20 protein-coding genes and 1 tRNA gene are annotated in these 21,949 nt (G+C 48.4%); 6 read left to right on the top strand and 15 right to left on the bottom strand.

Going from position 1 to position 21,949, the window contains the following annotated elements:
- The 3 genes from NQ544_RS01180 to NQ544_RS01170 are packed head-to-tail and all read right to left on the bottom strand — an operon-like array spanning nucleotide 1 to nucleotide 2,683.
- Nucleotides 1-579: a LutC/YkgG family protein gene (locus NQ544_RS01180; protein ID WP_040553133.1), complete on the bottom strand. Its 579-nt coding sequence runs from the start codon at nucleotides 577-579 to the stop codon at nucleotides 1-3.
- Nucleotides 576-1,949: a lactate utilization protein B gene (locus NQ544_RS01175; protein WP_006847771.1), complete on the bottom strand. Its 1,374-nt coding sequence runs from the start codon at nucleotides 1,947-1,949 to the stop codon at nucleotides 576-578. Before NQ544_RS01175 ends, NQ544_RS01180 begins: the two co-directional genes overlap by 4 nt.
- A complete protein-coding gene (locus tag NQ544_RS01170) occupies nucleotides 1,946-2,683 on the bottom strand; it encodes a (Fe-S)-binding protein (protein ID WP_006847772.1) in 738 nt (245 codons plus the stop codon). The genes NQ544_RS01175 and NQ544_RS01170 overlap by 4 nt, the downstream gene beginning before the upstream one ends.
- A 295-nt stretch (nucleotides 2,684-2,978) precedes the next feature.
- On the opposite strand from NQ544_RS01170, the gene carB reads away from it, so the two are divergent.
- From carB to porE, 3 genes are all read left to right on the top strand, one after another.
- Nucleotides 2,979-6,209, top strand: a complete 3,231-nt coding sequence (gene carB / locus NQ544_RS01165; protein WP_040553206.1) for a carbamoyl-phosphate synthase (glutamine-hydrolyzing) large subunit — start codon at nucleotides 2,979-2,981, stop codon at nucleotides 6,207-6,209.
- Between the two features lie 437 nt (nucleotides 6,210-6,646).
- A complete protein-coding gene (locus tag NQ544_RS01160) occupies nucleotides 6,647-8,791 on the top strand; it encodes a DNA topoisomerase 3 (RefSeq protein WP_006847775.1) in 2,145 nt (714 codons plus the stop codon).
- Nucleotides 8,792-8,797: 6 nt separating this feature from the next.
- Nucleotides 8,798-10,780: a PorE family type IX secretion system protein gene (gene porE, locus NQ544_RS01155; protein WP_006847776.1), complete on the top strand. Its 1,983-nt coding sequence runs from the start codon at nucleotides 8,798-8,800 to the stop codon at nucleotides 10,778-10,780.
- 286 nt (nucleotides 10,781-11,066) lie between these two features.
- Here the strand turns inward: porE and NQ544_RS01150 are convergent, their stop codons facing one another.
- The 3 genes from NQ544_RS01150 to NQ544_RS01140 form a co-directional block, all read right to left on the bottom strand.
- The gene (locus tag NQ544_RS01150; RefSeq protein ID WP_040553137.1) at nucleotides 11,067-11,519 is read right to left on the bottom strand and encodes a DUF5056 domain-containing protein; all 453 of its coding nucleotides are present in this window, start codon (nucleotides 11,517-11,519) and stop codon (nucleotides 11,067-11,069) included.
- Entirely contained in the window at nucleotides 11,509-12,048 is a 540-nt protein-coding gene (locus tag NQ544_RS01145) for an RNA polymerase sigma factor (protein ID WP_006847778.1), read from the bottom strand. Before NQ544_RS01145 ends, NQ544_RS01150 begins: the two co-directional genes overlap by 11 nt.
- A gap of 89 nt (nucleotides 12,049-12,137) precedes the next feature.
- Complete coding sequence (locus tag NQ544_RS01140; protein WP_006847779.1) at nucleotides 12,138-12,872, bottom strand: DUF6249 domain-containing protein; 735 nt, start codon at nucleotides 12,870-12,872, stop codon at nucleotides 12,138-12,140.
- Nucleotides 12,873-13,004: 132 nt separating this feature from the next.
- Between NQ544_RS01140 and NQ544_RS01135 the strand changes: the two genes are divergently transcribed.
- Together NQ544_RS01135 and NQ544_RS01130 are read left to right on the top strand one after the other, a co-directional pair.
- Entirely contained in the window at nucleotides 13,005-14,429 is a 1,425-nt protein-coding gene (locus tag NQ544_RS01135) for a methyltransferase RsmF C-terminal domain-like protein (RefSeq protein ID WP_006847781.1), read from the top strand.
- A 45-nt stretch (nucleotides 14,430-14,474) separates the two neighbouring features.
- Complete coding sequence (locus NQ544_RS01130; RefSeq protein ID WP_006847782.1) at nucleotides 14,475-15,014, top strand: dihydrofolate reductase; 540 nt, start codon at nucleotides 14,475-14,477, stop codon at nucleotides 15,012-15,014.
- Nucleotides 15,015-15,051: 37 nt separating this feature from the next.
- Here NQ544_RS01130 and NQ544_RS01125 read toward each other — a convergent pair whose 3' ends face one another.
- The 9 genes from NQ544_RS01125 to NQ544_RS01085 form a co-directional block, all read right to left on the bottom strand.
- A complete protein-coding gene (locus NQ544_RS01125) occupies nucleotides 15,052-15,570 on the bottom strand; it encodes an Lrp/AsnC family transcriptional regulator (protein ID WP_006847783.1) in 519 nt (172 codons plus the stop codon).
- 81 nt (nucleotides 15,571-15,651) lie between these two features.
- Nucleotides 15,652-16,116, bottom strand: coding sequence for an ExbD/TolR family protein (locus NQ544_RS01120; protein ID WP_006847784.1), 465 nt, complete (start codon nucleotides 16,114-16,116; stop codon nucleotides 15,652-15,654).
- Nucleotides 16,113-16,730: an ExbD/TolR family protein gene (locus tag NQ544_RS01115; protein WP_006847785.1), complete on the bottom strand. Its 618-nt coding sequence runs from the start codon at nucleotides 16,728-16,730 to the stop codon at nucleotides 16,113-16,115. Before NQ544_RS01115 ends, NQ544_RS01120 begins: the two co-directional genes overlap by 4 nt.
- A gap of 43 nt (nucleotides 16,731-16,773) precedes the next feature.
- A complete protein-coding gene (locus tag NQ544_RS01110; protein ID WP_006847786.1) occupies nucleotides 16,774-17,286 on the bottom strand; it encodes a hypothetical protein in 513 nt (170 codons plus the stop codon).
- Between the two features lie 12 nt (nucleotides 17,287-17,298).
- Nucleotides 17,299-17,961, bottom strand: coding sequence for a MotA/TolQ/ExbB proton channel family protein (locus tag NQ544_RS01105; RefSeq protein WP_006847787.1), 663 nt, complete (start codon nucleotides 17,959-17,961; stop codon nucleotides 17,299-17,301).
- Between the two features lie 74 nt (nucleotides 17,962-18,035).
- Nucleotides 18,036-18,123 (bottom strand) — tRNA-Ser (locus tag NQ544_RS01100).
- A gap of 140 nt (nucleotides 18,124-18,263) precedes the next feature.
- On the bottom strand, nucleotides 18,264-19,103 hold the full coding sequence (locus NQ544_RS01095) for a TatD family hydrolase (protein ID WP_006847788.1): 840 nt from the start codon (nucleotides 19,101-19,103) through the stop codon (nucleotides 18,264-18,266).
- A gap of 39 nt (nucleotides 19,104-19,142) precedes the next feature.
- The gene (locus NQ544_RS01090) at nucleotides 19,143-20,117 is read right to left on the bottom strand and encodes a polyprenyl synthetase family protein (protein WP_006847789.1); all 975 of its coding nucleotides are present in this window, start codon (nucleotides 20,115-20,117) and stop codon (nucleotides 19,143-19,145) included.
- Nucleotides 20,118-20,165: 48 nt separating this feature from the next.
- Nucleotides 20,166-20,891 carry an energy transducer TonB gene (locus NQ544_RS01085; protein ID WP_006847790.1) on the bottom strand — a complete coding sequence of 242 codons (726 nt, stop codon included), beginning with the start codon at nucleotides 20,889-20,891 and terminating at the stop codon, nucleotides 20,166-20,168.
- A gap of 102 nt (nucleotides 20,892-20,993) precedes the next feature.
- Here NQ544_RS01085 and porQ point away from each other — a divergent pair, with 102 nt between their 5' ends.
- Entirely contained in the window at nucleotides 20,994-21,941 is a 948-nt protein-coding gene (porQ, locus tag NQ544_RS01080) for a type IX secretion system protein PorQ (protein WP_006847791.1), read from the top strand.
- The last annotated feature ends 8 nt before the right edge of the window (nucleotides 21,942-21,949 follow it).

Here is a 21,949-nt window from a genome sequence, read left to right as displayed (position 1 = left end):
TTACAAAAGCACTACGGTTACGCCTCTGGCTGCTTGCGCACCCATTACCAGTGCCTGCTCGATATCAGCAGTCTTGGAAGGACCACTGATGAAAGTACCGAAATTGTACTTCGGATCCATCTCAATACGGGCATAAGCCTCATGCATATTGTTCACAATCTTCTCTTTTTCGAGGAATATCACAAGGTATTCCGAGATGAAAAGCACCGCTTTCTCCTTCATGGTCTGAGGAATCCAGACGCAGCCATTCTCGGCAACACCCACTTCACCACGAACAATACCCACATCAGTACCATTCAGGTCATTAGCCTCAGCCACCGTATCAGGATTCTTCTGGGCAATCGTGATTTCTGGCAGATGAGAAGCAAAGACCTTGGCTTCCGGATAAGCCTTCTTCACCAGCTCATCCAGACTCTCACCCTCCTTCGCCTCTATCACATGGGCACCTACCGATTCCGTCATCTCAATAAACTGTTTCAGCGTATCCTCATACTGGATACCCTTCACATCTACGGCAGGCATATCGAATTGAACATGCGTATTCTTACGCAACTTGTTCAGGAAATCTTCTTTCTTCATTTTACTTTTCCCTCCTTCCATAATTGATGAAAACTCTTCTTTGCAAACTCAGGCATGGCGTGACCGATACCCCAGGCATTCCAATTGCTGAAGTGCGTGCAGCATTCAGGAATCAGATTGGCGAGTGGCGCAAACTTCAGGGCTGTGGTGTAGAGCGCAGGACGGTCGAAGAGATACTTCATACCATTCGACATCGCCTTCTTCACAGGATCTGCCTTGCCCAACTTCTCCAGACTCTGGCGCCATACGTAAATCTGCGAACCCGGTCCTACCTTGGAAGGACAGACATTGTCGCAAGACAAGCACAAGGTGCAGGCAGAAACATTGTCGCTGTACTTCTGAGGATTCTTCAGCATACCCAGGTTCACACCAATAGGACCCGGTATAAAATAGGTGTAACTGTAACCGCCTGAACGACGATAAACCGGACAGGTATTCATGCAGGCTCCGCAACGCATGCATTTCAAAGTCTGCCAGTGGTCCTTATCAGCGAGAATGTCGCTTCTGCCGTTATCCACCAATACTACATGCATCTCGGCACCCGGACGAGCCTGGCGGAAATGAGAAGTGAAGGCGGTGGTAGGCTGACCGGTTCCGCAGCGGCAAAGCAGGCGCTGGAACACAGCCAATGACTTATAATCAGGAACCAGTTTCTCAATACCCATCGCTACGATATGGAGCTTAGGCATGGAAGTGGTCATATCCGCATTACCCTCGTTGGTGCAAACCACGCAATCGCCGGTAGCAGCCACACCGAAGTTACATCCGGTCATACCTGCTCCAGCTTCCATAAACTGGTCGCGGAGATGATGACGGGCACAGCGGGTCAGGTAAGTAGGATCGTAGTTGCCGATTTCCTTGGAGATACCCTTCTCCTCGAACATCTTACCTACCTCCTCACGCTTCAGGTGGATGGCAGGCATCACGATATGGCTAGGCTTCTGATGCAAGAGCTGGATGATGCGCTCACCCAGGTCGGTCTCTACCACGTCAATGCCGTGCTGCTCCAGATAAGGATTCATTTCGCACTCCTCGGTGAGCATCGACTTCGACTTCACCATCTTCTTCACGTTATGGTCTTTCAGGATACCGAGCACAATCTCATTGAATTCCTGTGCATCCTTTGCCCAGTGAACCTTCACCCCACGGCTCTCCAGATTCTTGGAAAACATATCGAGGTAATCGGCAAGATGGGTAATCGTATGCATCTTGATTTCAGACGCATGCTCACGGAGATCTTCCCACTCAGGAAGTTCCTGCGCCATTTTATCTCTCTTCTGACGAACAGACCAGAAGGTAGCGTCGTGCCAGGTGGTCTTCTCTACGTTCTGCGTAAACTTCGCAGCTCTCTTGGAATGTTCTGTACTCATAGTCCTGCAGCTAATATTTGAACAACATGAATAAACTTGATCGGCATATTCTCTTTCTTGGCGATTCCCGCCATGTGCATCAGGCAGGAAGAATCCGGACCCGTTACATACTCGGCACCTGTAGCCATGTGGCGCTTGATCTTATCTTCGCCCATACGGGTAGAAACGGCAGGTTCCTCAATAGAGAACATACCGCCGAATCCGCAGCACTCATCCTTGCGCTCCGGTTCGTGGATGGTAATGCCTTCCACCATATTTAATAAGTCGACGATTTTGTTGAAAGGCTTGATGTGGCGCTCAGATGGAGACGACAATCCCAGTTCGCGCACACCATGGCAACTGTTGTGTACACTCACCACATGCGGGAACTTGCCCGGCACATGATCCACCTTCAGCACATCGTGAAGGAACTCCACAACATCCATGATTTTCTTTGAGGAAATACACTCGTGCTTACCCTCAAAGATTTTAGGATAATACACCTTTACGTAAGCAGCACATGAGGCAGAGGGAGCTACGATATAATCGTAATCCTTGAACAGCTCATCAAATGTCTCTATGACCTTCTCCGACTTGTACTGAAAACCGGCATTAGCCATTGGCTGGCCGCAGCAAGTCTGTTTTTCGGGATAACCCACGTCTAGTCCATAATGCTTAAGCAACTTGTATGTAGCCACACCCGCTTCAGGGTAAAGGGCATCCACATAACAAGGGACGAATAATCCGACTTTCATTGTTGTTATATTTATCTTGTTTTCTATTTGTTTATTCTTTTTCTACATGACTAAAAGCCGCTGCAAAAGTAACAAAAAAATAGTAAAAATAAAAGATTTTATGGAAGAAATTATGAGAATTGATGTTATTTAACTGTAAAGAATTGCAGAAAATTTGGAATAATCAAATAAATAGCGTAACTTTGCATCTAGAAATAGAGTGTCTACCATTTGTGAACTAAGCCAAATGCAGTTTAGTTGCTAAAAACATAAATAACAAGACATATAAAGAACAAACTTATAGTTATATTTAATGATGAAGAAACAGCTTAAGAAAGTCCTCGTTCTGGGTTCCGGTGCTTTGAAGATCGGCCAGGCAGGTGAGTTTGACTATTCCGGTTCGCAGGCTCTCAAGGCTTTGCGCGAGGAGGGTATTAGTTCCGTCCTCATTAATCCAAACGTTGCTACAATTCAGACAAGTGAAGGTATTGCTGACAAGGTTTATTTCTTGCCGGTGACACCTTTTTTTGTAACTGAAATTATCAAGAAGGAGCGCCCAGACGGCATCATGCTGGCTTGGGGTGGCCAGACGGGTTTGAACGTTGGTACAGAACTTTACCTCAACGGTGTGCTCAAGGAGTACGGTGTGGATGTGTTGGGTACTTCGGTAGAGGCTATCATGAACACGGAAGACCGCGACCTCTTCGTAAAGGAGCTTAACAAGGTTGACCTCAAGGTTCCTGTAAGCCACGCTTGCGAGAACATGGAGGAGGCTGTGGCTGCGGCACGCAACATCGGCTACCCTATCATGATCCGTTCTGCCTACGCGCTGGGTGGTCTCGGTTCTGGTGTCTGCAAGACCGAAGAGGAGTTCAAGGAGATTGCTGAATCTGCCTTCACTTTCGCACCTCAGGTACTCGTTGAAGAGAGCCTGAAGGGATGGAAGGAGATTGAGTTTGAGTGCATCCGTGATGCGAACGACCGTTGCTTCACCGTTGCCTCTATGGAAAACTTCGACCCACTCGGAATCCATACAGGTGAGTCTATCGTTGTGGCTCCAACCTGTTCTCTCACCGACGAGCAGGTGAAGATGTTGCAGGACATCGCCGTGAAGTGCGTCCGTCACCTCAACATCGTGGGTGAGTGCAACATCCAGTATGCTTTCAATGCTGAGACCAACGACTATCGTATCATCGAGATCAATGCTCGCTTGAGCCGTTCTTCTGCCCTCGCTTCTAAGGCTACCGGTTATCCGCTCGCCTTCGTTGCAGCCAAGATTGCCCTCGGTTATACGCTCGACCAGATTGGCGAGATGGGTACTCCTAACTCAGCTTATGTGGCTCCATCACTCGACTATATGATCTGTAAGATTCCTCGTTGGGACCTTACCAAGTTTGTCGGTGTAAGCCGCAAGATTGGTTCTTCCATGAAGTCTGTAGGCGAAATCATGTCTATCGGCCGTTCTTTCGAGGAGATGCTCCAGAAGGGTCTCCGTATGATTGGTCAGGGAATGCACGGTTTCGTAGGCAACGACCACACCAAGTTTGATAACCTGGATGAGGAACTTTCCAACCCTACCGACCTCCGTATCTTCGCCATCGCCCAGGCTCTGGAGGAAGGTTACACCATCGAGCGCATCGAGGAGTTGACCAAGATTGACCCTTGGTTCATCGAGCGCATGAAGAATATCGTAGATTACAAGCACAAGCTTTCTGAATATAATACGCTGGAGGAGATTCCAGCCGAGGTATTGCGCGAGGCTAAGGTATTGGGCTTCTCTGACTTCCAGATTGGCCGCTTCGTATTGAAGACTCAGAACACCAATATGGAGAAGGAGGTACTGGCAGTTCGTGCCCTGCGTAAGAAGTTGAACATTCTGCCTGCAGTAAAGCGCATCCCTACTGTGGCTAGCGAGCATCCTGACCTCACCAACTATCTCTACATGACATACGCTGTAGAGGGTTACGACATCAACTACTACAAGAACGAGAAGTCTGTCATCGTTCTCGGTTCGGGTGCTTACCGCATCGGTTCTTCTGTAGAGTTCGACTGGTGTTCAGTAAACGCCATCAATACAGCCCGCAAGTTGGGTTACAAGTCAATCATGATCAACTACAACCCGGAGACCGTATCTACCGACTACGATATGTGCGACCGTCTCTACTTCGATGAGCTTTCATTCGAGCGTGTACTCGATGTCATCGACCTGGAGTCACCACGTGGCGTGATAGTTTCTGTAGGTGGTCAGATTCCAAACAACCTGGCTATGAAGCTTCATCGCCAGTCTGTGCCAATCCTGGGCACATCTCCTGTCAACATTGACCGTGCCGAGAACCGCGGTAAGTTCTCTGCCATGCTCGATAAGTTGGGTATCGACCAGCCTAAGTGGAGCGCCCTCACCTCTATGGAGGATGTTCAGAAGTTCATCGACGAGGTAGGCTATCCTGTTCTCGTTCGTCCATCTTACGTTCTTTCCGGTGCAGCCATGAACGTTTGCCACGATGATGAGGAGTTGCGTCGCTTCCTGGAGGCAGCTTCTGAGGTTTCTAAGGAATACCCAGTAGTTATCTCCCAGTTCATGACAGAGACCAACGAGATTGAGTTCGACGGTGTGGCTCAGAATGGTGAGATTGTAGAGTATGGTATTTCAGAGCACGTAGAGTATGCAGGTGTTCACTCCGGCGACGCTACCATGACCTTCCCTGCTCAGCAGATTTCCTTCGCTACAGCCCGTCAGATCAAGAAGATTTCACGTGCCATCGCCAAGGAGCTCAACATCTCGGGTCCTTTCAATATCCAGTACCTGGCTAAGGGTCGCGATGTAAAGGTTATCGAGTGTAATCTCCGTGCATCCCGTTCATTCCCATTCGTGAGCAAGGTATTGAAGCGCAACTTCATCGAGACTGCTACCCGCATCATGCTCGATGCTCCATATCAGAAACCGGATAAGTCTGCTTTCGATATCGACCGTATGGGTGTGAAGGCTTCACAATTCTCATTCGCCCGTTTGCAGAACGCCGACCCAGTTTTGGGTGTGGATATGAGTTCTACCGGTGAGGTAGGCTGTATGGGTGATACTTTCGAGGAGGCATTGCTCAACTCATTGATTGCCACCGGCTACAAGATTCCTTCTAAGGACAAGGGCATTATGCTTTCAAGCGGTGGTGCCAAGGAGAAGGCTTCTCTGCTCGACGCTGCCCAGGCGCTGGTGAAGAACGGTTACACCATCTATGCTACAGCCGGTACAGCGAAGTTCCTGAACGAGAACAACGTGAAGGCTACAGCCGTAGGATGGCCTGATGAAGACCACAAGGATCTTCCTAACGTGATGCAGATGATTGCTGACCACAAGTTCGACCTCATCGTCAACATCCCTAAGAATCACACCAAGCGTGAGTTGACCAATGGTTACAGAATCCGTCGTGGCGCCATCGACCACAACATTCCTCTGATCACCAATGCCCGCCTGGCTTCCGCCTTCATCGAGGCATTCTGCACATTGAGCCAGGACCAGCTTCAGATTAAGAGCTGGCAGGAGTACGAGTAATCGCACGCGGGAATAATTTTTATTTCACGCGGGAATAATTTTTCTCACGCAGATTACGCAGATTTATACGAATACGCCCTGAAAGGGCAGAAGCTCCTAGCCCAGGGCAACACCCTGGGTTAGATAACAATCAGCAAAGTCGCCCTGTAAGGGCAAAAGCTTTATATATTGCTAGGTATTTTAAAGCTTTTGCCCTTACAGGGCGTCTTGTTTGCGCCATAAGGTTACCCAGGGCGCTGCCCTGGGCTAGGAGCTTCTGCCCTTTCAGGGCGTGCTGCCAAAAACTTGCTTCTGTCCTTTCCCTTCAACAGATGACCGTTGGTGCAGGGCAGCAACCTTACAGGGCTTTTTTATTCCCGGCAATGAGAAAAAGAAGCAGAAATGATGGCTATCTCATTATTTTATTGTACCTTTGCAAACAGAAATAAGAATAAAACATGATAGTTTGTATAGCAGAGAAACCGAGTGTGGCTAAGGATATCGCCCGAATCATCGGGGCTACCACGGCACGCGACGGTTATATGGAAGGTAATGGTTACCAAGTAACATGGACCTTCGGCCACCTTTGTGAGCTGAAGGAACCGGATGATTATACTCCGATGTGGAAACATTGGAGCCTTTCGGCGTTGCCGATGATTCCACAGCGATTCGGTATCAAGCTCATCAACGATGAAGGCATCAAGAAGCAGTTTGCTACCATCGAGAAACTGATGCAGGCTGCCGACAGCATCATCAACTGCGGTGACGCCGGACAGGAAGGAGAGCTCATCCAGAGATGGGTGATGCAGAAGGCACAGGCGAAATGCCCCGTCAAGAGACTGTGGATTTCGTCCATGACCGATGAAGCCATCAAGCAGGGCTTCCAGGAACTGAAAGACCAGACCGAATACCAGTCACTCTATCTTGCCGGACTTTCCCGTGCCATCGGCGACTGGATTCTCGGTATGAACGCCACCCGACTTTATACATTGAAATACGGTCAGAACCGACAGGTGCTCAGCATCGGCCGGGTGCAGACCCCTACCCTTGCCCTCATCGTGAACCGACAGAAGGAAATCGACAACTTTGTTTCCGAACCTTACTGGGTACTCGCCACCATCTACCGCGACACCCAGTTTACCGCTACCAGCGGCAAGTTTACCAGCAAGGAGGAAGGCGAGAAGGCTTTCAGCACCATCGCCGGCAAACCCTTCACCGTTACCGAAGTAAGCAAGAAGAAGGGAAACGAGGCGCCACCTCATCTCTACGACCTCACCTCGCTACAGGTGGATTGCAACAAGAAGTTTGCTTACTCTGCCGATATTACGCTGAAGCTCATCCAGAGTCTCTACGAGAAGAAGTATACCACTTATCCTCGTGTAGACACCCAGTTCCTGACCGACGATATCTATCCGAAATGTCCGCAGATTCTGAACGGAGTAAGTCAGGCAAAGATCATGAGTCAGCAGAAATACCTCCCGCTCATCCAGCAGCTCGCAACAATCAGCAAGAAATTGCCGAAGAGCAAGAAGGTTTTCGATAATAGCAAGGTAACCGACCACCACGCCATCATCCCAACCGGTGTTCCGCCAACCGGACTCACCGATATGGAGGCAAACGTGTATGATCTCATCGCCAAGCGCTTCATCAGCGTGTTCTATCCGGACTGTAAATTCTCTACCACCACCGTTTTGGGCGAAGTCATCAACGAAGACGGACCGAAACCGGAGAAGATAGAGTTCAAGGTAAGCGGTAAGGAGATTCTCGAACCAGGCTGGCGAGTAGTCTATGCCAAGGATGTAAAGAATGCAGATGACGATGATGCTTCAGATAACGCCAACGGAAATGCAGACTCTGGAAACGGTGCCAAGAAGGAAGTAGTAGAAGAAAGAACCCTCCCATCCTTCACAAAAGGCGAATCGGGAGAACATCAGCCTACCCTGACGGAGAAATGGACCACGCCACCTAAGTATTATACCGAGGCAACCCTGCTCCGTGCGATGGAGACAGCCGGCAAATTCGTAGAAGACGAAGAGTTGCGTGCTGCATTGAAGGAGAACGGAATCGGCCGACCTTCCTCCCGTGCCGGCATCATCGAGACCCTCTTCAAGCGCCACTACATCCGTCGCCAGCGCAAGAATCTGATGGCAACCCCGACAGGCATCGAACTCATTGACACCATCCATGAGGAACTGCTGAAGAGTTGCGAACTGACCGGAATCTGGGAGAAGAAACTCCGCGACATCGAACACAAGACCTACGATCCTGCCGACTTCATCAACGGACTGAAAGAACAGATCAACAAGATAGTCATCGATGTATTGTCAGACAACAGCAACCGGAGAGTGACCATCATGACAGAGGAAGACCTCAAGAAGAAACCGGCTGCCAAGAAAGCTCAAGCCAAGAAAGCCGATAAGGCTGCAGCACAGAATACAGATTCTCAGAATGCTCCTGCTCAGCCGGCTCCAGCTGCCGACCCAATGGTTGGCAAACCATGTCCGCTCTGCGGCAAGGGCGTCATCATCAAGGGCAAGACCGCCTATGGCTGCAGCAACTGGAAGGCAGGCTGCCAATATCGTCAGCCATTCTCGCAGATGTAAATCAATATGAAACAAATAAGACTTTATCAAATCATAACAGCAATCAGCTGCCTCTTTCTGATAAGTTGCGGCATTGAACAGAACCTGAAGAAAGCAGACAAGCATCTTTCTTTAGGCGAATACTACGATGCGGCAACCCAATATAAAAAGGTGTACACCAAAACACCTACGAAAGAGCGGGCTGCCCGGGGCAAGGTGGCTCTGAAGATGGCACGCTGCTATGATAAAATCAACAGTACGCCGAAGGCATTGGCTGCCTACAGCAATGCCATCCGATACAAGCAGGCAGACCTCAACGACCGCCTGGCTTACGCCCGGCTTCTCCTGAAGAACGGAAGTTACAGACAGGCAGCCAAGGAATTCGAATTCCTGCTCGATTCCATGCCCGACAATGTGCTGGTAAAGAACGGACTCGAATCGGCACGAAAAGCCCCAGTCTGGAAGAAGGAAGGAAGCCGGTACAAGGTAAAGCGGATGGATGTTTTCAACTCCCGAAGAGACGACTATTCGCCGATGTTCCTCAGCGATGACTACAGCCAGCTCTATTTCACCTCAACCCGCAACGAAGCCCAGGGCAGCGACCTGAACGGAGTGACGGGAACGAAATCTGCCGACATCTTCTTCTCTGAAAAGAACGACAAAGGCAAATGGAGCAAGCCGGAAGCCATCGGAACCGGTCTCAATACCGACTACGAAGAGGGCGCATGCTGCTTTACCCCAGACGGCAAGCAGATGTACCTCACCCAGTGTACCACCGATCCCACTTCGCCCCGCTTAGCCCAGATAGTAACCTCCAACCGCTCAGATGCAGCCTGGAGCAAGCCTACAAATCTGGAAATCAGCAAAGATACGCTCAGTTGTTTTGCCCATCCAGCCATCTCCCCTGATGGCGAATGGCTCTATTTCGTATCAGACATGCCGGGCGGAAAGGGCGGTCTCGACATCTGGCGAGTGCGCATCACTCCTGCCGGACTGGGCGGCGTAGAGAACCTGGGCGAACCTATCAACACCCCAGGCGATGAGATGTTCCCTACCTTCCGTCCTAACGGCGACTTCTACTTCAGCAGCAACGGTCATGTAGGAATGGGCGGACTCGACATCTATATCGCCAAAGTGAATTCCATCACCCGGAAATATGAACTCACCCACCCCGGTTATCCGCTGAATACAGAAGCCGATGACTTCGGAATGACTTTCGAGGGTCTCCACAACCAGGGTTTCTTCTGCTCCAACAGAAAAGACGGAAGAGGCTACGATCATATCTACTCCTTCGAGAATCCGGAGATTGTTACCACGATGAAGGGATGGGTCTACGAGAAAGACGGTTATGAACTGCCTGCCGCCGAGGTGAGAATCGTAGGCAACGACGGAACGAACAGGAAACTATCCGTCAAGGGCGACGGTTCGTTTGTCCTCCCTATCAATCCGCATGTCGACTACCTGGTGATGGCATCCTGCAAAGGCTACCTCAACCACAAGGAAGAACTTCGGGTTGATTCGGCTAAAGAGAGTAAGGAATACGTGCTCCAGTTCCCGCTGGCTTCCATCACAGCCCCTGTACTCATCGACAACATCTTCTACGATTTCGACAAGGCAACCCTTACCGAAGCCAGTACAACAGCCCTCGACCAGCTGGTAACGCTGCTGAAAGAGAACCCGCACGTTACCATCGAACTCAGCGCCCATTGCGACTACAAGGGAAACAGCGAATATAACAAGCATCTGTCTCAGCGCCGCGCCCAATCGGTAGTAGACTATCTGATAAAACACGGCATAGAGAAAGAGCGCCTCACCCCTGTGGGCTACGGCAAGGAGAAGCCGAAGAATGTGCGCAAGAAACTTACCGAGAAGTATCCTTGGCTCAAGGAAGGCGATGTGCTCAGCGAAGAATTTATCCTGAAGCAGAGCAAGGAGCATCAGGCAATCTGCAACCAGCTGAACCGCCGAACCGAGTTCAAAGTGCTCCGCACTACCTATAAATTGTTTTAGAAACCGATATCATAAGCATAGGTGCTCTACTGAAAAAGTAGCAGCACCTATTTGTTTTTCTATATTCAGCAATATTAAATCTTCGTTCATCGACGCTGAATGTCCGTTCAGCGACGTTGAATGTACGTTCAGCGACGTTGAATGTCCGTTCAGCGTCGATGAACGGAGATTTCAAAGGCATAAAGATGATATTTATAGTAATAAAAAACTCTTTCTATTAGCACTAAAAACTATTCTGCTAATAGAAAGAGTTGATCATTCATACAATTGATATCAGGGAAGAAGCCTACTGACGTGCATCAGCCAGTTCATTATATCCCCAAACCATGATGAGGACAACGAAGCCAGCCAGCACCATCAGGAGATTCTGAGAGTGGGCGATGGAATCTGCCACATGCGTAAGAACACGCGAACCGGAAAGGAGGAAATCTATCTTCATAGAGAAAAGCCATCCCTGAATCTGCTCCCATCCCTGACAGACTACTGCTATGATGATGCCTGCTGCCACACAGGCTGCCGTCCATAAATGTTCCAGGCGCTGGCGCTTAACCAGCGACATCGCAGTATCAGTTTCGGGTAAAGCCGGCAATGCCTGCATCACCCTGTCGGAGAATCCGTCATCAGGAATCTCTGACATCTGGCAATCGGAAAAGAACATCTGCAAGAGTTCTTCATCCTGAGGGTTCAACGGTTCCCCTTTCATGCTCTTCAACTTCTTATCATTTATCTTATCGGTCATAACCATTCTGTTTTAAGTAACTTGCAAGTTTCTGTTTTCCTCGAGAGAGATGCGACTTGATGGTACCTTGCGCCAATCCCGTCACCTCTGCAATCTTATCTATAGAGAGTCCATCCATCAGCTGCAGCGTGATGCATGTACGTTCATTTTCATTCAATATCTGTAATGCCTTGAGCAAATCCATCTTTAATCCGGTATGGGCGCCCTGTGCATTCTTACTGGAAACGGCAGGCGTATCGATGTCCTGCGTCTCCTTATGACTGCGAGTATAATCATACCATACATTATAGGCGATGCGGTAGAGCCAGGTGGAGAAGCTGGCTGTACCCCTGAAACCGGACAGATGGGTATAAGCCTTGACAAAGGTATCCTGAGCCAAGTCGTCACTCAGCTGCGCATCCCCCAGCGTCTGCCGCAGGAAGAACCCACGAATGGGTGACTGATACTTCCTGACCAGCAGGTCGAACGACTTGCGGTCATGAAGCATCACCACCTTCGTGACGAGAGAGATATCGGATAACTTTTCCACCTTATATATATATTAACTAATAATTGTTGTTCTTTTCCTTGTGACTTCCCCCTCCTATTGAGAAGCCATGATATATTGAATGTCGGCTGCTAGACCGGAGTACCATTATAGCCCGTGCCCTGGTCGCCGTGACGGTTCTTCCACCAGTCCTTGATGGCAGGAAGCGAGCCGATAACGGTCTGACCGATGCCATAGAAGAAGACCAGGGCTCCGATGCCAGCCAGGAAATCTGCATCCCACCAGGCAAACATGGCACACAAGCCGGCTCCCAGGAAGGCATTTCTCAATCCACGCTTTACCAGATACTCATCGCTCTGCTTGTCTATCGGCCGGTCGCTTTCCGGAACATTGATGCCCTTTTCCATCGCCATCTCCGCCAGTTTCATCCGATCATTGTGTCTTCGCATCAGATAACGGACGATGAGAAAGACGATAATCAAAGGGGCAAAGACGAACAACAAGCCGAAAATGATGCAGAAAATGATCATAACAGCCAGCGCTCCGCCACCAAATACCGAACCGATGAAATCGAACGGATCATCATAGTTGTCTAAACTGTATCTAGAATGAACAGACCTATTATCATTCTCATCATAATCATCATAGTTAGCCGAATCTGTACTGGTTGTATCAGAATAAGCCTCCAACGCCTCGTCGTCTTTATCCTTCGAAGCAGATGGCTGTGCGGCAGATGCAGGAGCAGCCTTTGAATCTACCTGTTGGGTAGTTGGATGATAACGATGTTTTGGAGCAGAAGACGCCAAAGACACTTGGGTGGCTCCGATGCTCATAACGAGCGCTAATGCCAATATTGCTTTCTTCATATCATTATTTTTTATTGTTTTACCTTGTTATTTGAAAAATTTCTGCTTCTTAGACGCATCTCTTCGCGATTTAGTTGCAAAGAAACGAAAAATTTCTTATTTTTGCAAACAAATTAAAGAAAAAGAAACAGAATGAAGACATTACCTGAAGATTTCAGAACATATACGCAGGTACTGATGGGCGAAAAGCTGTATCAGCGTCTGGAGCATGCTATCCTTGAAGAGGAGGCACCAACCAGTATCCGCATCAATCCTTTTAAATGCAAGGATGCTGATGGCGAACCGATTCCCTGGTGTCCGGAAACCGGCCGTTATCTCTCTACCCGTCCCGGATTCACCTTCGATCCGCTGCTGCATGCCGGTTTATATTATGTACAGGAAGCCTCATCTATGTTTGTTGATATGGCTATCCGACAGTTCGTAAAAGAACCGGTGATGATGCTGGATCTCTGTGCTGCCCCTGGCGGAAAGTCGACTGCCGTAAGAGCTGCCTTGCCGGAAGGGAGTCTGCTCTTCAGCAACGAACCGATGCGCACCCGCTCACAGATTCTTGCCGAGAACGTACAGAAGTTCGGTCATCCGGATATGATTGTTACCAACAACTATCCCCGCGATTACAAGAAATCGAAGTTGCAGTTTGATGTGATTCTTACAGATGTTCCCTGCTCCGGCGAAGGAATGTTCCGCAAAGATGAAGGGGCTATCGGCGAATGGAGTACCCAGAATGTGAACAACTGCTGGCAGCTGCAGCGCGAAATCGTATCGGATATCTGGAACTGTCTGAAGCCAGGCGGTATCCTGATTTACTCTACCTGCACCTTCAATGCGCACGAAGATGAGGAGAACGTGGACTGGATATGCGAAGAACTTGGCGCTGAAGTGATGGCACTGGAGGGTGTAGAAGATGCATGGAACATCACCCGCAACCTCACGGGCACCGACTTCCCTGTTTACCGGTTCATTCCTGGCGTTTCGCGAGGCGAAGGTCTGTTTATGGCGATTCTGAAGAAAGAGGGCGAATGGGAAGCCGGTTCTTCAGCCAAGGAGAACAGGAAGGATAAGAAGAAGAAAGACAAGAAGGTGGCTAAAGGAAAGGGACCGGAGATTCCGGACGGCTGGCTGAAGGCTGATACGGAATGGATGCCTGCAGAGAGCAACGAGACGGTTTACGCCATTCCGGGCAGATGGAAAGACATCTACGACCAGGCTGAAAAGAACCTGAAGGTGCTGCATGCCGGTGTGAAACTGGGAACAGACAAGGGAAAGGGTCTCATTCCCGACCAGGCTCTCGCTCTCTCTACGATGCTCAACAAAGATCACTTCCCACAGGTGGAGTTATCCTACGATGATGCCATCCGCTACCTTCGCAAGGAGGCTGTGAATCTGCCTGCCGATACGCCTAAGGGTTATGTTCTGATAACCTACAGACAGGTTCCGATAGGCTGGGAAAAGAACATTGGCAACCGTGCCAACAACCTCTATCCGCAGGAGTGGAAGATCAAGAGCAGCCACGGGACGGGAGAGCTGTTTATAGTTAATAGTTTACAGCAAGAATGAATAATTCAACATTTAACATTTAACACTTAACATTAAAATAAAAAAATGCTCAGCATCATCGCCTGTATATCAAAAGTGCATAGAGCTATCGGGTACAAGAACCGGTTGCTCTACGCCATCCCATCAGACATGACCCGATTTCGTATGCTCACAACCGGACATACGATCATCATGGGCAGGAAGACATTTGAGTCGCTGCCTAACGGAGCCTTGCCCAACCGCCGTAATATTGTTATCTCGAAGACAAGAGAGCAGATAACAGGGTGCGAAGTATACACCTCTCTGGAAGAAGCGCTGGCAGCAAGGAAAGAAGAGGCAGCAAGGAAAGAAGAGGTTGGAAACAAAGAAACGGTTGGAAGCAAAGAAGCTTCAGATGAATGTTTCATCATCGGAGGAGCCAGCATATATGAACAGGCTTTGCCTTTTGCAGACAAGCTTTATCTCACAATCGTAGAAAAGGAACCTGAACATGCCGATACCTTCTTTCCGGAAATCAATCCGGCAGAATGGGAAGTGACAGAAAAAGAAATGAGGAATGAAAACGGCTTACCGTTCACATTCCTCACCCTTTATAGAAAGCAGTAATCCCGCAGGGTGCTACTGCTTTTTTTCTTTTTATATCTTATTTCTCTGCTGCAGCCTCCTCATCAGTTTCCTCTTCATCATCGTTGAAACTCTTGAGATCCTGCATAGAAAGCTGGCGGTTGATAGATGCATTGAAAGAGATGATGGTCTCGCTGCGAGACAATCCCAGTGGCTGCAACTTGTCGTGGATGATTTCCAGGAGATGGTGGTTGTTCAGCGCGTAAATCTTGATAAACATATCAAAACCACCTGTAGTATAGTGACACTCTACAACCTCAGGAATCTTCTTCAACTCCTCTACAACCTGGTCAAACTTCTCAGGCTCCTTCAGATAGAGTCCCATATAAGCACAAGTTTCGTAACCTATCTTTTCTGGGTCAATGATGAATTGTGAACCCTTGATGATACCAAGATTTGTAAGTTTAGCAACACGCTGATGAATGGCAGCACCGCTCACATTGCAAGCGCGTGCCACTTCCAAAAATGGAATACGGGCATCCTGAGAAATCAGCTTCAGAATCTGCCTATCTAATGAATCTAAAATTTGTTTTGACATAATACTAATAATTTGCTTGCAAAGATAATACAAAAAATTAATAAAAGCAATTTTTTAAGAGAAAAACATGATAAATTAATATTATTTTCCTTTTTCTGTGGCAGAATAACTGATTTTTAGTGCTTTTGCCTGGCGCAAAGCCTGCTTTACGTCGGTTATCACACCCATCTTGGTTTCCTGATCTGCTTTGATTGATACGGTCATCAGCTTCTGGTCTTCCGGTGACATACGCTTCTTTTCTGCCGAAATGTAATCCATCACTTCGGGAGCCGAAGCAAACTTATCATTCAACTGAATCTGGGTACCGGTACCATACTTTGCCTGCATCTCTTTGGTTGGCTTACCTATATAAATATGGCTCACCGCCGATTTCTTGGTCAGGCGGGTGAGTTCCTTACCTTGTGGCAAACGGCAGTCTACCTTCAAGGTAACCTGGCGCATGTGGGTAACAATCATAAAGAAGAACAGTACGGAGAAAATGAGGTCTGGCAGAGAAGATGTATTCAACCCTGGCACTTCATGCGATTTCTTATGAAAATTCATCATTGTTTACCTCCTTTCTGCTGTTCTGTAGCTGTTTCTGTCGAATTTTCTTCCCCTTGCTTTTCTTCAGCATTGACATCAACACGCTGGTCGGCATGAGTCATTGCGTTGGCATACGACTCTGTGATGCGCTGCGGACAGATGTTGCGCACCTGTTCTTTCTGGTCATTGTTCAAGAGGGCATAATCCCTGTGATATTTCTTCTGGGCTGTTTCGTTGCGTAGCTGGCTATATGCTTCCATCAGCTGATTCTGCATCTGGAAATAGAGATTATAGTCGGCATCGCGGTCACTCTCGATAGAGATGAGATGTTTCTTGCCCAGGCGGTGTACAAAGCGGATGGTTTCTTCCTTGAGCTGGCTCACCTGCATCGGCTTACCGTTGACCAAAAGCGTATCGCCAGCCGTCAGGCGCAGCTCCATGAGGTTAGCCTTGTCTACCACCGACTGCTGTTGTTCCTTCTTCTGCGGTTCAGGTGAAGGGAGTTGGCGCAACAGTCCCTTATCCACATCCATTGATGTGGTGACAAGGAAGAATATCAACAGCATGAACGAGATGTCGGCTGTAGATGTGGTATTCAGTCCCGGGGTTTCGTGTTGCTTCCTTCTAATCAGCATATTTAATCCTTATTTATAGAATAGAGAGCCCAAAGCACTCTCTTTAGTTTTTCTTCCGAATATAACGTGTGGCACCGAAACAGACGGCACCGATTCCTGCCACCAGCATCAGGAGCGATGTGATGACAAACATATCTGAAAGTTTGAGCCAGAGCCAGTCGGCATAATTCTCGCCATTGATGAGCATCGGAGCAGAACCGCCCAAAAAGAAGGTAAGCAGCAAAACTGCCAAAGTTCCGATCCATGTGATGCGGAAGATGCGACGCACGGGAATGCCATTCACTACAGCCTCCGACTTGCTGCTGCGATAATCTCTGATCATCGAAAAGACTGCCAGACCTGTACCTCCTATCAGGAAGAGCCACATCAGCAGGATGAGCACATCGGTAAAGAGAGGCGCATTAAAGTCGGGGTTCTCTTCGAAAGGCAAATCGTAGCCTACCAAAAAGAACAGACCGAAAACCAGCACCGCCAGTCCTATCATGATATAGAACACCTGCTGCGATATCTTTTCGGCCGACTTCGTCTTCTGCTTTGAAAATTGAAATTTAACCATTTCTCTCTTCGTTTATTTATTCTTGGCAATAATATCCATTAAAGTAACCGCCGACTCCTCCATCTGGCTTGTCAGGTGCTCCACCTTTGAAAGGATGTAGTTATAGAAAACCTGAAGGATGAGGGCTACGATGATACCGAAGATGGTAGTGATGAGCGCCACTTTCATACCCGAAGCAACGATAGTAGGACTGATATCGCCCGCCTGCTGAATCTGGTCGAACGACATGACCATACCTATCACGGTTCCGAGGAATCCGAGCGATGGCGCCATAGCGATAAAGAGTTTGATCCAGGAGCATCCCTTCTCCAGGTTAGCCGCCTGAACGGTACCATATCCGCTTACCGAGCGCTCGATGTCATCAAGACTCTCGCTGATATGCATCAAACCCTGGTAGCAGATAGAAGCCACCGGTCCGCGGGTATTCCGGCAGAGCGTCTTAGCCCCTTCCACATCTCCCGCCGACACCTTCTGGTCGATATCCTGCATCAACTTCTTGGCGTTGATTTCAGAAAGACTCAGATAGATGATGCGCTCGATACAGAAAGCCATACCTACGATGAGGGCGATGGCAACGAGAGACATAAATCCCGCATTACCCTCTATAAACTTTGTCTTAAGAGCTTGATGAAATCCCATGTTCTCTTCTTGAGCCATCATAGGCAGAGAACACATCCATGTGAAAACCAATATTGCAAAACGTGCAATAGCTGTATTTTTCTTCATATACCTTATTATATATATAAAAGCGGAAAGAGGGGGATTCGAACCCCCGAACCGGTTTTGCCGGTTACACGCTTTCCAGGCGTGCCTCTTCAGCCACTCGAGCACCTTTCCATATTCCGAAGAACTCTTCTTAATCGCCGCAACATGCTGCCGCAACAATTTCGAAGTGCAAAATTATTGCTTTTCCTCCGAAATACCATAACTTTCATTGTTTTTTTATGTTTATTTAAGGAGTTTTGAACGCTTGCGTCCTATACTTGCGATACGGAAAGCGGAAAAACCCGCTCTGCATTGAGGTTGGTCTGCCGGGCAAACTCCTCTTCGCTTACGCCATAAGCCTTGGCGAGCGTCTTCATCACTTCTACCACGAAAGCACTCTCGTTACGCTTGCCACGATAAGGAACAGGCGCCATATACGGACTGTCTGTCTCCAGCACGATGCGATCCAGAGGAACTACGGCAGGTAGGTCTTCTCTGAGATGGCTGCTCTTGAAAGTAGATACGCCACCGACGCCCAATACAAACTTATCGAAGGAGAGGAGTTCTTCGGCCTCCTTCTGATTGCCGGTAAAGCAATGGAAGACGCCACCCGGCAGTTCTTTCTCATACTTTCTGAGCAGATGTACCATCTCGTTCTGCGCCTTGCGGCAATGAATCATCAGCGGGAGCTGGGTTTCTACCGACCATTTTACCTGTTCCTCGAAAGCCTCGAGCTGCTCGTTTTCGAACTCACGGCTCCAGTAATAATCAAGTCCTACCTCTCCGATAGCGATCAAGTCAGAAAACCGAGGAGAACCACCCTCCTGACAGGCATTACCGGTCATGCGATGCTCCTCCAGTATCTTCCGGAGTTCAGCCAGCTGTTCCTTCCAGTCAGCCTTCACCTCTTCAGGATGCAGACCAATCATCGGATAAGCATAGCCCGGATATTCCTTAGCCAATGCCAGTACCGCGTGTGTGGTCTTCACATCGATGGCAGGCAAGAACACCTTGCCTACCCCCGCTTCCTTGGCACGGGCGAAAGCCTCCGCCCTATCCTCATCAAACTCCTCCGCATCGAAATGCGTATGTGTATCTATTACTTTGAACATTGCCCTATCAACTGTCAACTATAAACTATTAACTATCAACTAGTACTGGCGCTTCATCATTTTCTGAGCATACTTTGCCAATTCCTCCTTACGCTCAGCAGGCACATTCACGGCATCCAGATACTTCTTGCTCTGCTCGAAATAATAAGCAATCTTATCCTGCGCCATTTTGTCGATACCTATCTCGTTGTATAGACGGGTAACGGCAGCCACCTTCTCCTTGCGGTCGAACTCCTTGGCATCCACCCATTTCTGGAGTTCTGCACGCTGAGCGTCGTTGGCATGGTTGAAGGCATTGATGAGCATGTAAGTCTTCTTGTTGGATGTGATATCGCCACCAATCTCCTTACCGAACACCTTGGTATCGCCGTAAACATCGAGGTAATCATCCTGCAACTGGAACGCCAATCCTATCTGCTCGCCAAACTTATACAGGTTCTCTGCATCCTCATCAGAAGCATCGGCAAGGATAGCACCCATCTTCAAGGCACAAGCCAGGAGAACGCTGGTCTTGAGGCGGATCATCTCGATATATTCCTCCTCCTTCACATCGTTACGGTTTTCAAACTCCATATCAAACTGCTGACCTTCACCAATTTCCAGAGCAGTGGTCGTAAAGAGTTTCAACACCTTGGCAAGATGCTTTTCATCACATTGTGCCATACGTTCATAAGCCAGAACGAGCATGCTGTCGCCCGAGAGGATTGCCGTATTGGCATCCCATTTCTTATGAACCGTTTCATGACCGCGACGCAAATCAGCATTGTCCATCAGGTCATCATGCAGCAAAGTATAGTTATGATAAGTTTCCAGGGCAACGGCATTCATCAGAATCTTCTCAGGATTGTCCTTGAAAAGATTGTAGCCCAGAAGCATGAGCGTAGGACGAATACGCTTGCCACCCATAGAAAGAACGTATCTGATAGGCTCATAAAGAGACTTTGGCTTTCTTTCGTAAGGCAAATTAGCCAGAAACTCATTTACCATGCTTAAAATTTCATCTGCTGTCTTCATAATAATGTATAATTTATAATGTATAATTTACAATGAACAATTTATAATTTATAGCTGGAACACTACCGGGATGGCAATCATCGTGCGACAGACCTTGCCTTTATCGATGCCCGGTTTCCACTTCGGCATCATCTTCATCACCCTCAAAGCCTCGTTGTCGAGCAATGGATCTACCGAAGTGCTTACCTTGATATTGGCAACACTACCATCCTTGTTTACGATAAAGGATACCACTACGGTTCCCTGAATCTTACTCTTCTGGGCAGCTACAGGGTACTTCAGGTTCTTGGTAAGCCACTGCATGAAGGCAGACCAGCCACCAGGAAACTGCGGTATCTTCTGCACGACGGTCAGTTTGATAGGAGCCTCAGCTCCCGGATTCTCAATGGGAGTTTCAGGAACCGCTTCCTTCACCTCTGCTCCATCCACTACACCCGAGCCGTCGCCGATAACCAGTTCGCTGGTTGTAGAACTGATTTTCTGCGGTGCCTTCTGAGTCTGTTGCTCGGCAGCCTTCACTTCCTGAGTTATTGACTTAGAAGCAGGAGCCGAAACAGCCTCTGCACTCACCATATCTTTCAGGTCGGGACGAGCCGACATTTCCAGATCCTGTGAAAGATCTTCCATCGATTCCGACAAGTCATCATCTCCCTGCGGACCTCTCTGATATTGGAGTCCTACGAAGATGAAAGTAAAAGCCAGCAGCAACCCTAGCAGGAAAAATGTAACCCGCTTATCTTCCAGTTGTGCGCTATTTGATTTCTTAATTTCCACAATAAAAACCGTTTAAAATCGTTATTTCCTACGAAAACATTGCAAAATTACTTCTTATTATTGAAAAAAGCAGTATCTTTGCCAAAGAATTAGAAAATTTAAATGAAAAAATATGTAATTTCCGCAATATTGACGCTTTTTGCGACAATTATTGATGCTCAAGAGAGCCAAACGGGGTATAATTTCCTTCGCTTGCCGGTGAGTGCTCATGCAGCTGCTCTGGGTGGCGACAACATCACCTTGATAGAAGATGATGAGGCACTCATATTCCATAATCCGGCTCTCCTGTCATCAGTAAACGACAAGACGGTCAATCTCAATTATATGAACTATATGTCGGGGGTGAACACTGCCTCGGCTAGTTTCAACCGTATTGTCAACGACAAGGCTTCGTGGGCTGTTTCGGCTCAGCTTGTTGACTACGGCAAGATGAAAGAGACGGATGAGAACAACATCCAGATGGGTGAGTTCTCTGCAAAGGATATTGCCATTGCGGGTTACTTCTCTTATATGCTCGGTGAAAAGTTTGCGGGTGGTATTGCCGCCAAATTCATCACTTCGTATATTGGCGATTACAATTCTATCGCTGTAGGAGTGGATCTGGGTATCAACTATTACGACCCTGAAACGGAATGGTCGGTTTCTTGCGTGGCAAAGAATCTGGGTGGACAGCTGAAAGCTTACGACAATGAATATGAGAAGATGCCGATCGACCTGCAGTTGGGCGTGACGAAACGCTTCGCCAACGCACCGTTCAGGGTATCAGCCACACTGGTCAACCTGAACCATTGGGACAGCAGTCTTCGTGATCATGCCGTAGTAGGTGCCGACATTCTGCTTTCGGAGAGCCTGTGGATAGGTGCCGGCTACAACTTCAGGAGAGCCAGCGAGATGAAAATCAGTACCTCAGAAGATGAGGAAAGCAGTCATGGAGCCGGTTTCTCTGTGGGTGGCGGTATCAACCTGGAGCGCTTCCATCTGAACGTTGCCTACGGCAAATATCACGTCAGTAGCAGCAGTCTCATGCTGAACGTAAGTTACAGATTATAAATTCTACA

This window comes from Segatella copri DSM 18205, from assembly GCF_025151535.1.
Taxonomy (GTDB): domain Bacteria; phylum Bacteroidota; class Bacteroidia; order Bacteroidales; family Bacteroidaceae; genus Prevotella; species Prevotella copri.
The sequence above is the reverse complement of the archived record's forward strand: the minus strand, read 5'-3'. Positions and strand labels throughout refer to the sequence as shown.